The organism is Rhizorhabdus wittichii (assembly GCF_017607425.1).
Classification (GTDB): Bacteria; Pseudomonadota; Alphaproteobacteria; order Sphingomonadales; family Sphingomonadaceae; genus Rhizorhabdus; species Rhizorhabdus wittichii.
The window spans coordinates 784391-796533 of the sequence record NZ_CP059319.1 but is presented as its reverse complement, the minus strand read 5'-3'; the positions used below and the strand labels follow the sequence as shown (position 1 = coordinate 796533).

Annotated in this window: 13 protein-coding genes; 6 read left to right on the top strand and 7 right to left on the bottom strand. The window is 69.9% G+C overall.

Annotated elements, in window-relative coordinates; all coding sequences use genetic code 11:
- Positions 1-98 precede the first annotated feature (98 nt).
- Genes HRJ34_RS03875 through HRJ34_RS03865 form a run of 3 tightly spaced genes read left to right on the top strand, consistent with a single transcriptional unit; the run spans position 99 to position 3706 of the window.
- Positions 99-1271 carry a DUF1214 domain-containing protein gene (locus HRJ34_RS03875; protein ID WP_208633404.1) on the top strand — a complete coding sequence of 391 codons (1173 nt, stop codon included), beginning with the start codon at positions 99-101 and terminating at the stop codon, positions 1269-1271.
- Between the two features lie 19 nt (positions 1272-1290).
- Positions 1291-2190, top strand: a complete 900-nt coding sequence (locus HRJ34_RS03870) for an SDR family NAD(P)-dependent oxidoreductase (RefSeq protein WP_226949035.1) — start codon at positions 1291-1293, stop codon at positions 2188-2190.
- The gene (locus HRJ34_RS03865) at positions 2183-3706 is read left to right on the top strand and encodes an AMP-binding protein (protein WP_208633402.1); all 1524 of its coding nucleotides are present in this window, start codon (positions 2183-2185) and stop codon (positions 3704-3706) included. Before HRJ34_RS03870 ends, HRJ34_RS03865 begins: the two co-directional genes overlap by 8 nt.
- A 43-nt stretch (positions 3707-3749) precedes the next feature.
- On the opposite strand, the gene HRJ34_RS03860 is transcribed toward HRJ34_RS03865, so the two are convergent.
- The 6 genes from HRJ34_RS03860 to HRJ34_RS03835 all read right to left on the bottom strand — a co-directional run bounded on the left by HRJ34_RS03860 (position 3750) and on the right by HRJ34_RS03835 (position 8505).
- On the bottom strand, positions 3750-4658 hold the full coding sequence (locus HRJ34_RS03860; protein WP_208633401.1) for an NADP-dependent oxidoreductase: 909 nt from the start codon (positions 4656-4658) through the stop codon (positions 3750-3752).
- Positions 4655-4951, bottom strand: a complete 297-nt coding sequence (locus tag HRJ34_RS03855; RefSeq protein WP_226949034.1) for a DUF4286 family protein — start codon at positions 4949-4951, stop codon at positions 4655-4657. Before HRJ34_RS03855 ends, HRJ34_RS03860 begins: the two co-directional genes overlap by 4 nt.
- Before the next feature lie 2 nt (positions 4952-4953).
- Positions 4954-5184: a biotin/lipoyl-containing protein gene (locus HRJ34_RS03850; protein ID WP_011951199.1), complete on the bottom strand. Its 231-nt coding sequence runs from the start codon at positions 5182-5184 to the stop codon at positions 4954-4956.
- A gap of 25 nt (positions 5185-5209) precedes the next feature.
- Positions 5210-6214, bottom strand: a complete 1005-nt coding sequence (locus HRJ34_RS03845; RefSeq protein WP_011951198.1) for an alpha-ketoacid dehydrogenase subunit beta — start codon at positions 6212-6214, stop codon at positions 5210-5212.
- Entirely contained in the window at positions 6214-7194 is a 981-nt protein-coding gene (locus HRJ34_RS03840) for a thiamine pyrophosphate-dependent dehydrogenase E1 component subunit alpha (RefSeq protein ID WP_208633400.1), read from the bottom strand. Before HRJ34_RS03840 ends, HRJ34_RS03845 begins: the two co-directional genes overlap by 1 nt.
- A gap of 132 nt (positions 7195-7326) precedes the next feature.
- The gene (locus HRJ34_RS03835; protein WP_208633399.1) at positions 7327-8505 is read right to left on the bottom strand and encodes an acetyl-CoA C-acyltransferase; all 1179 of its coding nucleotides are present in this window, start codon (positions 8503-8505) and stop codon (positions 7327-7329) included.
- Between the two features lie 172 nt (positions 8506-8677).
- Here HRJ34_RS03835 and HRJ34_RS03830 point away from each other — a divergent pair, with 172 nt between their 5' ends.
- Genes HRJ34_RS03830 through HRJ34_RS03820 form a run of 3 tightly spaced genes read left to right on the top strand, consistent with a single transcriptional unit; the run spans position 8678 to position 10960 of the window.
- Complete coding sequence (locus tag HRJ34_RS03830) at positions 8678-9448, top strand: enoyl-CoA hydratase/isomerase family protein (RefSeq protein WP_011951195.1); 771 nt, start codon at positions 8678-8680, stop codon at positions 9446-9448.
- A 4-nt stretch (positions 9449-9452) separates the two neighbouring features.
- Positions 9453-9812, top strand: coding sequence for a Zn-ribbon domain-containing OB-fold protein (locus tag HRJ34_RS03825; protein ID WP_011951194.1), 360 nt, complete (start codon positions 9453-9455; stop codon positions 9810-9812).
- The gene (locus tag HRJ34_RS03820) at positions 9809-10960 is read left to right on the top strand and encodes a thiolase (protein ID WP_404947164.1); all 1152 of its coding nucleotides are present in this window, start codon (positions 9809-9811) and stop codon (positions 10958-10960) included. The genes HRJ34_RS03825 and HRJ34_RS03820 overlap by 4 nt, the downstream gene beginning before the upstream one ends.
- Positions 10961-11154: 194 nt before the next feature.
- On the opposite strand, the gene HRJ34_RS03815 is transcribed toward HRJ34_RS03820, so the two are convergent.
- The gene (locus HRJ34_RS03815) at positions 11155-12063 is read right to left on the bottom strand and encodes a crotonase/enoyl-CoA hydratase family protein (protein ID WP_208633397.1); all 909 of its coding nucleotides are present in this window, start codon (positions 12061-12063) and stop codon (positions 11155-11157) included.
- Between the last annotated feature and the right edge of the window lie 80 nt (positions 12064-12143).

Sequence of the window (12143 nt, the reverse complement as noted above, 5' to 3'; positions counted from 1 at the left end):
GAGCCGCGCCCATCACGGATGCGGTGGATCGGCCGGCGGGCTGTCCATGCCTCCGCGCGGCTGCTTTCCTTGCCGGAGAACCGGCGAGGAGAGACGGGATGCGGAACTGGGCCGACTATGCGGACCTGCTCAAACCGGCGGCGGAACTGCTCGCCCGCACCCATTCCCCCGACAGCGACGCGATGAAGGCGCAGTTGTGGCGCCAGTTCGCGATGAACCTGTCGCAGGGCTATTTCCTGCTGTTCCAGTCGACCCCCGACCATCCCGAATTCGCGCCCTTCGAGAATTCGGTGTTCCTCGCCCAGCCCAACCCCGACGCTGTCTATTATTACGCTCCGGTCGACGGCAGTGGCACCTATCGGGTGACCGGCGAGCGCGGCAATGCGCCGGTCGCCGGCTTCGCGCTGGGCAACAGGATCATCGGCATGGACCCGCTGCCCGGCAAGGGCCTGGGCAATCATGACTTCGACGATCTGGAGATCGACGCCGACGGGCGCTTCGAGGTGATCTTCAGTTGCGAACGTCCCGTAGGTTATCATGGCAACTGGCTGAAATTACCCGAGGAAGCTGACTTCATCCTGGTCAGGCAATTCTCCTACGACTGGGGTAACGAACGCGACGTCCGCCTCGCCATCGAGCGTCTCGACGCGCCGCCGATCCGTCCGGCCCTCACCCCCGCGCAGGTCGACGCGAAGCTCGCCCATCTGTTCGGCGGCTATGCGCGCAACCTGTCGCAGATCTCGATCGGCGCCGTCGCCCGCTGCGCCGAGCAGGGCTTCGTCAACCGCTTCAACCTCACCAGCTTCCAGGAACTGGGCAACGGCAAGGACTGGCCGCAGGCCTATTGGGAGACGGTGTTCGACATCGCCGAGGACGAGGCGCTGATCATCGAATCCGAGCTGCCGGAGCAGCGGCCCTATTGGAACATCCAGGTGATCGACGGGCTGTGGAACCAGGTCGACTATGTCTATCGCCAGTCGAGCCTCAACGGCCTCCAGGCGACGGTCGACGCCGACGGCAAGTTCCGCGCGGTGCTGGCGCATCGCGATCCCGGCGTCGCCAACTGGCTCGACACCGGCGACAATCTCCACGGCATGCTGATCGGGCGCTGGTATCGCTGCTCGGGGCACCCGACGCCGAGCGTCACCCGCGTGAAATTCGCCGATCTCGACCGGCACCTGCCCGAGGGCGTGGCCCGGATCGGCGGCGACGAGCGCGCCGAAGCGCTGCGCCGCCGCCGGATCGGATCGCAGCTCCGCCGCAAATGGTAGGCCAGACGGGAGAAGGATGATGGCGGGTTTCCTCGACGAACGCGCGGGGCTCGGCGGCAAGGTCGCGGCGGTGGTCGGCGGCGGCTTCGGGATCGGCGCGGCGATATCGACGGCGCTGGCCGAGGCCGGGGTCGACCTGGCGATCTGCGACATCGACGCGGCGGCGATGGAGGAGACCGCGCGGGCGGCCCGCGCGCTCGGCCGCACCGTCACGACCTGCCACGCCGACGCGACCGACGAGGCCGCGCTCGACGCCTATTATGACCGACTCGCCAGGGATTTTGGCCGCCTCGACATCCTCGTCAACGTCGCGGGCGGCACCCGGCGGCGCGCCTTCATGGAGGCGAGCCGCGCCGCCATCGCCGACGATATACAGCGCAACTACGGCTATGTCGTCCAGTCGGTGCAGCGCGCGGTGCCGCTGATCCGCCGTTCGGGCAAGGGCGGCAGCATCGTCAGCTTCACCACGATCGAGGCGCATCGCGGCGCGGCGGGCTTCTCGGTCTATGCCGGGGCCAAGGCGGCGACCACCAATTTCACCCGCGCCATGGCGGTCGAGCTGGGCAAGGAGAAGATCCGGCTCAACTGCATCGCGCCCGACACCACCCCGAGCCGGGGCAATATCAACGGCCTGCCGCCCGAATATGGCGAGGCGTTTATGCGCCTGCCCGATGCGGTGAAGCCGCAGGGCATGGCGATGTACATCCCGCGCGGCGAACAGCCGCCGCCCGAGGCGCTCGCCGACGCGGTGCTGTTCCTGGCGTCCGACCTCGCCCGCTTCGTCTCGGGCACGACGCTGCATGTCGACGGCGGCACGATGGCGGCGGCCGGCTTCCTCGACTGGCCGTTCGGCGACGGCTTCGTGCCGGTGCCGCTCGCGGGGACGCTCGAGCGCATGTACCGCGACGGCGATGGCTGACCCGGTCGACCCCGCCGACTGGATCGACCCCGCCAGCGGCCAGCCCGTCGCCGGCGCGCCGCTCGGCATGCTGCTCAGCGCCCAGGCCGCCGCGACGCCCGACCGGCCGGCCTTCACCCTGGGCGAGAGCAGCCTGAGCTTCGCGGCGTTCGAGCGGCGCGCCAACCGGCGCGCGCGGCACCTGATCGACCGGGGCATCGCGGCGGGCGACCGCGTGGTCCTGGCGATGGCCAACCGCCCCGATTATCTGGAGTGCGCCTTCGCGCTGTGGAAGATCGGCGCGACGCCCTGCCCCGTTTCCGAACGGCTGGCCCCGGCCGAGTTCGCCGAGATCGTCGCGCTCGCCGATCCCCGCGCGGTGATCGGATCGCCGGGCCTGCCGGTCGACGCGGACCGGCTCTACGCCATCGACGATCCGCTGCCCGACGGCATCGACGACGGCCCCTTGCCGCCCGCCGTCGCCACGCCCGGCAAGATCGCCAACAGCGGCGGCAGCACCGGCCGGCCCAAGCTGATCGTCGATCCGCTGCCCTCGGCCTGGGGCCCCGACAAGGAGGGATGCCGGCGCGGGCCGCGGCTGACGCTGCTCAACCCCGGCCCGCTCTACCATTCGGCGCCGTTCAACACGACGACGATGGCGCTGGCGCAGGGCAGCCACATCGTCTGTCTCGACCGTTTCGATCCGCATGGCTGGCTCGACGCCGTCGAACGGCACGGGGTCGACTATGCCTATATGGTGCCGACGATGATGGCCCGGATCGCGCGCCTGCCCGCCGCCGAGACCGAGGGCCGCGACCTGTCGACGATCCGCACCCTGCTCCACATGGCCGCGCCCTGCCCGCCCGAGATCAAGCGCTGGTGGATTGACCGGATCGGCGCGGAGCAGGTCTGGGAGGTCTATGGCGGCACCGAGCGGATCGGCGTCACCATGATCGGCGGCAGTGAATGGCTGGAGCATCCCGGCACGGTCGGCAAGGCGAGCCCCGGCCAGCAGATCCTGATCACCGACGAGGACGGCGCGCCACTGCCGACCGGGACGATCGGCGAGATCCACTTCCGCAAGGCCGGCGGCGCCGCCTCCGGCTACGCCTATATCGGCGCGGCGGGCCGGGCGAAGGGCGACATCGACAGCTTCGGCGACATGGGCTGGCTCGACGAGGCCGGCTATCTCCACATCGCCGACCGCCGCACCGACATGGTGCTGGTCGGCGGCATCAACATCTATCCGGCCGAGATCGAGGCGGCGATCGAGGCGCTGCCCGGCGTGCGCGGCTGCGCGGTGATCGGCCTGCCCGACGCCGACATGGGCAACCGGCTGCACGCCATCGTCGAGGTCGCGGCACCGGGCGACGTCCCCGAGGACGCCGACGCCTTCCTCGCCGCGCTCGCCGACCGGCTGCCGGGGCTGAAGCGGCCGCGCTCGGCCGAGTTCACCTGCCGCCCGATCCGCGACGAGGCCGGCAAGGTGCGACGCTCGGCTCTGCGCGAGGAACGGTTAAGCCCGCGCGGCGCCTGAGCGTTCCAAGGTGCGGATGCGTCAGCATCCCTGCACCTTGCTATCAAGGCGTGAGGATGATCTTGCCGCCGGTCCCGCCGGCATCGGTGAGGCGCTGCGCCTCGGCGGCCTCCTCCAGCGGCATCACCCGCGCGATCGGCACCGCGATCTCGCCCTTCGCGACCGCGTCCAGCAGCCGGCCGAGCCGTTCGGCATCGGCGACCACGGCGTAGAATTCAGGGACGGCGGCGAGGCCCTGCGGATCGATCGGCGTGGTCGCGGCGGTGGCGATCCGGCCGCCGGGGCGAAGATGCCGACACAGCGTCGCAACCGCATCGCCGCCGACCGTGTCGACGACATGATCGAAGGACGGCCCCCGCCAATCCTCCTCGCCGAGCGCGATCGCCTGCGCCGCGCCGAGCGCCAGCGCCTCGTCCTTCCGCGTCCCGCGCACCGCCGCGACAACCTCGACCCCGCGCCGCCGCGCCGCATCGAGCGCGAACCGCCCGACCGCCCCGACCGCGCCGGTCAGCAGGACGAACTGGCCCGGCCGCGCGTCGACCGCGCGCTCGATCAGTTGCGCGCCGGTCAGCCCCGCCGTGGGCACCGCCGCCGCGACCTCGAAGGACAAGCCGTCCGGGATCGCGACGAGCCGGTCGGCCGCCACCGCGACATATTCGGCATAGCCGCCCTTGGTGAAAGGATCGAGCATGGCCGCGACGCGGGTGCCGGGCGTGAGGCCCGCGCCGCCCACTACCACCCCGGCGACGTCATAGCCGAGGATATGGGGGAAGGAGACCGGCGCGAAGCCGGCGAACATGCCGGCGCGCCACTTGCCGTCGGCCGGATTGACCGCCGCGGCGCGGATCGCGACCAGCGTCTCGCCGGGCTTCGGCTCGGGGCGCGGATAGTCGCCGGGCTCCAGCACCTCCGGCCCGCCGTAACGGCGGATCGCGACCGCGCGCATCGTCATTGCAGGAAGGTGAAGGCCGCGCTGGCAGGGTCGATCGCGTCGGTCAGCCGCATCGTCGGCACCGCCGCGAACACGCTTTGCAGCAGCGCGGCCGGATCGTCGGTCTCGACCTCGTAGAGGGCGATGAAGACGCCGGTCGGCCGGCCGTCCATGCCGAGCTGGCGATAGCGGTCGCAGGCGAGGAAGCCCGGCAGTGCCAGCATGTCGGCGACATGGGTCTCGGCATACCAGCGCTCATAATCCTCCTCGCGGCCCGGCAGGGCGCGCGAGGAAACATGCAGCTTGTAGCGCATCGTCATTCGATCACGGCCAGCACCGTGCCGACCTCATAGGTCTCGCCGACCTGGGCGACGATCTTGAGCGTGCCCGACGCCGGGCTCTCGACCTCCTGGGTCGATTTCTCGGATTCGAGCGCATAGAGCGGCGCGCCCTCGACCGCCTGGCCGCCGTCGGCGACCAGCCATTCGGCGAGCACGCCCTCGTTCATCGAAAAGCCGAGCTTCGGCAGCAGAACCTCAACAGCCATCTTCGGTAACTCCGTTGGAAAATATTCAGGCCATCAGCGCCTTGGCGGCGGCAACGATATCGGCGGTCTGCGGCGCGAAGGCGGTCTCCAGCGGCTTGGAGAAGGGCACCGCGCAGAAGGCGCCGCCCAGTCGCTTCACCGGCGCCTTGAGCTTGCCGAACAGCTCCTCGTTCAGCACCGAGCCGATCTCGGCGCCGACCCCGAACGGCGTCACCGCCTCGTGCACGATCATCGCGCGGCCAGTCCTGGCGACCGACGCCAGCACGGTGTCGCGATCCCAGGGCGCGATGGTGCGCAGGTCGATCAGCTCGGCCGAGATGCCCGCCTCGGCGAGCTGGGCGACCGCCGGCAGCGCCTCCTGGATCATCCGGGCATAGGCGATGATGGTGATGTCGCTGCCCTCGCTCAGCAGCTTCGCCTTGCCGATCGGCACGCGATGGTCCTTCTCGGGCGCTTCGGCCGGGGTCCAGTAGGTCGGCAGATTCTCGATGAACAGCACCGGATCGGGATCGTCGATCGCGCTGCGCATCAGGCCATAGGCGTCGCGCGGGCTGGACGGCGCCACCACCTTGATCCCGGCGGTGTGGGCGAACCACGCCTCCAGATAGTCGCAATGCTGCCCGCCCGAGGCGAAGCCGGTGCCGGTCATGGTGCGGATCACGATCGGCACATGGGTCTGCCCGCCCGACATGAAGCGCAGCTTGGCGGCGTGGTTGACGATCATGTCCATCGCCACCGTCGTGAAGTTCATCAGCATGATCTCCGCGACCGGCTTGAAGCCGACCAGCGAAGCGCCGATCGCGGCGCCGACGATCGCCTGCTCGGAGATCGGGGTCGAGCGGACCCGCGCGTCGCCGAAGCGCGACGACAGCCCCTTGGTCACGCCGCAGACGCCTCCCTCCTCGGGATCGGCGACGTCCTCGCCGAGCACGACGACGTTGTCGTCGGCCTCCATCGCGTCGGCGATGGCGGCGTTGATCGCCTGGAGGATATTGGCTTTGGCGGGCTTGGCAGCGGTCTGGGTAGCCATCAGTTGAGCTCCTCCGCGAACACGTCGCGCTTCAGTTCCTCGACGCCGGGGAAGTCGCTGGCCAGCGCGAACTCGACCGCCTCGTCGATCTGCGCCTCGATCTCGGCCTCCATCGCGGCGAGCTGCTCCTCGCCGGCGACGCCGTCGGCGATCAGCCGCGCGCGGAAGCGAGGCACCGGATCGTCGGCCATCGCCCGCGCCTTGCGGTCCTTGTCCATATACGCGTCCTGGTCGCCGAAGACGTGGCCGTGGAAGCGGTAGGTCATCGCCTCGATCAGGGTCGGCCCCTCGCCGGCACGGGCGCGCTCGATCGCCTCGCGGGCGGCGGCGTACATCGCGAAGGGATCGTTGCCGTCGACCCGTTCGCCGGGGATGCCATAGGCGGCGGCGCGATCGGCGACCCTGACGTTGCTGGTCTTGTCATAGGCGGTGTGCTCGCCCCATTCGTTGTTCTGGCACACGAAGATCACCGGCAGCTTCCACACCGACGCCAGGTTGAGCGATTCGTGGAAGGCGCCGATATTGGCGGCGCCGTCGCCGAAATTGGCCACCGTCACCCGCCCGTCGCCGCGCAGCTGCGAGCCCCAGGCGAGGCCGTTGGCGATCGGCATGGTCGATCCGACGATGCCGGTCGTCACCATGATCCCCTTGGTCGGATAGGTGACGTGCATCGGGCCGCCCTTGCCCTTGCAGGTGCCGGTGGTGCGCCCGGCGACCTCGGCCCACAGGTCCTTGAGCGGCAGGCCCTTGGCGAGCTGGTCGTGGCTGCCGCGATAGATGGTGCAGACATAGTCCTCGTCGGTCAGGCTGACCGAGATCGCGCTGGGGATCACCTCCTGCCCGCGCGGGCTGTAATAGGGCATGACCAGGCGGCCGGTCATGATCACCTTGCGCGAGCGCTCGTCATTGGCCTTGATCAGCGCCATGCGGCGGTAGATCTCGATCTGGGTCCCGGCGTCGGGCACGGCCCTGTTGGTCATCGATCAGCCTTTCTGTTTCCGGCGCACCGGTCGTTCGAACCCTGCTCTGCCATGTTCGGCGGCGCTTGGCAGTCCCCGCGCGGCCGCCGCGCGAGGATATCGCGGTTGTGAAGGCTTGGCCCCGCGCCGCTGCTAGACCAGCTCGAACAGCGCGGCCGCGCCCATCCCGCCGCCGATGCACATCGTCACCACCGCGTTGCGGGCGCCGAGCCGGCGGCCGGCGAGCAGCGCATGGCCGGTCATCCGCGAGCCGGTCATGCCGAAGGGATGGCCGAGCGCGATCGCGCCGCCGTCGACGTTGAGCCGTTCCTGCGGGATGCCGAGCCGGTCGCGGCAGTACAGCGCCTGGCTGGCATAGGCCTCGTTGAGCTCCCACAGGTCGATATCGTCGACCGACAGCCCGGCGCGCGCCAGCAGCCTGGGCACCGCGAAGACCGGGCCGATCCCCATCTCGTCGGGCTCGCAGCCCGCGACCTGCATCCCCTTGTAGAGGCCGAGGATGGGGATGCCCCGCCGCGCCGCCTCGTCGGCGTCCATCACCACGCAGACGCTCGATCCGTCCGAAAGCTGGCTGCAATTGCCGGCGGTGACGGTGCCGCCCTCGAACAGCGGCTTGAGCTTCGCCAGCCCCTCGATATCGGTGCCCGGCCGGTTGCACTCGTCGCGCTCGAACCGGACATCCTCCTGCCCGGTCACCGCCAGCGCCTTGTCGACAAGGTTGCGGGTGACGTCGATCGGCACGATCTCCGCGTCGAAATGGCCCTGTTGCTGGGCGGCGGCGGCGCGCGCCTGGCTGGTCACGGCGAATGCGTCCTGCGCCTCGCGGCCGACGCCGTAGCGGCGGGCGACGATGTCGCCGGTCAGGTTCATCGCCATGTAGATTTCGGGCTTGTGCTCGACCAGCCAGTCGTCGCGGGTACGGAATGTATTGCGGTGCGGATCGACCAGCGACACCGTCTCGACCCCGCCGGCGACGTAGATGCCGCCCTCCCCGGCCCGGATGCGCTGCGCCGCGAAGGCGATGGTCTGGAGACCCGACGAGCATTTGCGGTCGAGCGTGACGCCGCAGACCCCGACCGGCAGGCCGGCCCGCAGCGCCGCCTGCCGCGCGACGTTCGATCCGACCGCGCCTTCGCAGCGCGCCGAGCCGAGCAGCACGTCCTCGACCTCGCCCGGATCGATCCCGGCGCGCGCCACGGCGGCGGCGATGACATGGCCGGCCATGGTGGCGCCATGGACATTGTTGAGCGAACCGCGATGGGCCTTGCCGATCGGGGTCCGCGCGGTGGCGACGATCGCCGCTTCATTCATGTCTGCCCTGTCCTCCCGCAGCCTGCGCGCAACCTGACCGCGAGATAATGGCCGGGCCCGCCGCTTGCCATCGCCGGCCGCGCTCATCACGTCTGCGATGTTTCCCGGCTCGCTTGACCATCGCACCCCGCGCCAACACACCGGGCGTCGAAATTCGGCTTGGAGCGCCCAGATGACGATCAGTGTCGAGAAGCGGGGAGCGGTCGCGATCGTGACGCTCGACCGCCCCGAAACCAGGAACGCGATCACCCAGGAGATGCGCGGCCAGCTCTACGGCGCCTTCGAGCAGATCGCGCTCGACCATGATATCCGCGCCGCGATCCTGACCGGCGCGAACGGCGCCTTCTGCTCGGGAATGGACGTCGGCGGCATGGGCCGGGGCGGCGTGACCGGATCGATGGACCGGATGTACACGCTCAACCGGATCGCGCGGGCGATCCACACGCTCAAGAAGCCGACCATCGCGGCGGTGCCGGGCATCTGCGTCGGGGTCGGCTGGTCCTACGCCCTCGCCTGCGACATCGTGCTGGCCGCCGAGAAGGCCAGGTTCGCCGCGATCTTCCGCAACATCGCGCTGGCGCCCGACGGCGGCCTCGTCTGGCAGCTCCGCCAGCAGATCAGCGTCCAGAAGGCCAAGGAGTTGGTCTATTCGGGCCGGATCATCGGCGCCGACGAGGCGCTGGCGATGGGCCTGGTGTTCGAGAAGACATCCGACGAAGGGCTGATGGAGCGCGCAATGGAGTTGGCCGAGAGCTTCGCCGCCGGCCCCAGCATCGCGATGGGCCTCGCCAAGCGCCAGTTCGACCTCTCGTGGAATGCCGGCTTCGAGCAATATCTCGACATGGAGTTCACGATGCAGCCGATCGCGAGCCGCAGCGAGGACCATGAGGAGGGCCTCCGCGCCTTCCGGGAGAAGCGCAAGCCGGTCTTCAAGGGGGAATGATCGGATGATTCAGCCCGAAGCGGAGTGGCGCGCGCATCTGGCCGAGGGGCGCTTCATGATCCAGCGCAGCCGGTCGACCGGCGGCCATGTCTTCTATCCGCGCATCGTCGAACCCGGCACCGGCGCCGACGACCTGCAATGGGTGGAGGCGTCGGGCAAGGGCGTGGTCCACGCGGTCACGGTGGTCCGCAAGAAGGACCCGGCGGACAGCTACAATGTCGTGCTGGTCGACCTGGCCGAGGGGCCCCGGCTGATGAGCCGGGTCGACGGGATCGATGTCGACGCGGTCCGGATCGGCATGGATGTGCGGGCCCGCATCGTCGAGGGGGAAGGCAAGCCGCTGCTCGTCTTCGTGCCGGCATGAACATGCGCCACGGTTTCCCGAGCGGACGCACCGCGATCGTCGGCGCCGCCACCTTCGGCATCGGCAGGTGCCCCGGCGTCTCGGCGGTCGACATGGCGGCGCGCGCGGCGATGCTGGCGCTGGCCGATGCCGGCCTTTCGCTGGCGGACGTCGACGCGCTCTACACCTCCGCGCCCTATGAGGCGCTCGGCGGGATGGAGCTTTCCGAATATCTCGGCCTCACGCCGAAGGTCGTCGACTGCAACCGCACCGGCGGATCGGCGTTCGAGGTCTATGTCCAGCAGGCGGCGCTCGCGCTCGAAGCGGGGCTGATCGATTGCGCGCTGATCGCCTATGGCTCGAACCCGGCGAGCAACCCGCCGCCCGGCGTCGGCATGACCCGCCAGAGCCGGTGGGAATCGCCCTACCGACCGGTCGCCCCGATCTCCTCCTATGCGCTGGCGGCAAGCCGGCACATGCACCTCTACGGCACCACCCGCGCCCAGCTCGCCGAAGTGGCGGTGGCGGCGCGGCGCTGGGCGCAGCTCAACCCCGAGGCGGCAGTGCGCGACCCGCTGACGATCGACGAGGTGCTGTCGGCGCGCATGATCTCCGACCCGCTGACCGCCCGCGACTGCTGCCTGTTCAACGACGGCGCGGCGGCGGTGGTGATGGTCCGCGCCGACCGGGCCAAGGACTGCGCCAGGCGGCCGATCCCGGTGCTGGGCGCCGCCCATGCCGTCACCCATCGCGAGATCAGCTCGATGCCCGACCTGACGGTGACGGGCGCCGCGATCTCCGGCCCGCAGGCCTTCGCCCAGGCGGGGGTGACTCCGGCCGACATCGACCTGGCGATGGTCTACGACGCCTTCACCATCACCCCGATCCTGTTCCTCGAGGATCTCGGCTTCTGCCCCAAGGGCGAAGGCGGCCGCTTCGTCGAGAACGGCGCGATCGCGCCGGGCGGGCGGCTGGCGGTCAACACCAATGGCGGCGGCCTCTCCTGCGTCCATCCCGGCATGTACGGGCTGTTCCTGCTGGTCGAGGCGGTCCGCCAGCTGCGCGGCGAGGCCGGCGATCGCCAGCTGGAGCGCGCCGAACTGGCGGTGGCGCACGGCAATGGCGGGGTGTTGTCGAGCGAGGCGACGGTCGTCCTCGCGCGGGGGTGAGACAGGCCACCCCCGTCATGCTGAACGTGATTCAGCATCCAGAACCGCAACGCAGCGCTTCTTGCTCCTACGCTGCGTTTCTGGATCCCGGATCAAGTCCGGGATGACGATCCGAAAGTGAAGACCGCTCCCGATTCATGAGCGACATGCTCGACGCCGACGCGCAGGCCTTCTGGGGTCGCGCGCTGGGCTGATCAGGCCGACGGCTTGCGCGCGCGGAGCGCGACCCGGCTGTCGCCGAACGGCGCGTCACGGTTGGTCAGCGCTTCCTTGAGGCCCTTCTCCGCCATGTCCTTGCGGAACTGGCTGCGGCGCGGGCCCTGGCTGAGATGGGCGCGCGCGTCGAGCTCGGCGGCGTAGCGCTGCGACAGCCTGGCGCCGGCCAGCTCCATCTGCATGTTCATCACCCGCTTGTGGGTCGCCAATATCTCGGCGTCGACGCAGGCGATGCGGCGGACCATCTCGTCGGCCTCGGCGTCGATTGCCTCGGCGGGATAGGCCTCCAGCACCAGGCCGATCCGGGCGGCGTCGATCCCGCTGATCGTGTCGCCGGTGAACAGCATCCGCTTCGCCCATTGCGGACCGCAATGATAGAACCACAAGTTGGTCGGAGGGGTGCCGTTGGCGCGCGCGGCCGGGAAGCCGATCCTGGCATCGTCGGCGGCCAGCACGATGTCGCAGGAAAAGGCGAGGTCGGTGCCGCCCGCCAGGCAATTGCCCTGGATCTTGGCGACGATCGGCTTGTGCAGGTCGAGCATGATCAGCGTCAGCTCCTGCTGCCGCTCGAGATTCCAGATGTCGTCGTCGAGCGTGCCGGCGCGGGTGCGATACTGGTCGGCGTCATAATCGGACGAGACATCGGCCGCGCCGCCATAGCTGTCGGTCAGGTCGTAGCCCGCGCAGAAATCCCGGCCGGCGCCCGACAGCAGGATCGCGTTGACGTCGCGGCGGTCGTCGGCCTCCAGCAGCGCCTGGTTGAGCTCCTGGATCGTCCGGGCGGACAGGGCATTGCGCTTGTCGGGCCGGTTCAGCGTGATCCGGGCGACGTTGTCGCGCACGTCGAACGCCACGCAATCGGTCGACTTCAGCCATTTCATGCCCATGACACGCCCTCTCCGCGATCCTTGCCCGGTGACACATGACATAGCGCGGCGCGGCGAAGCGAGCCCGAACGGCGGGCGGG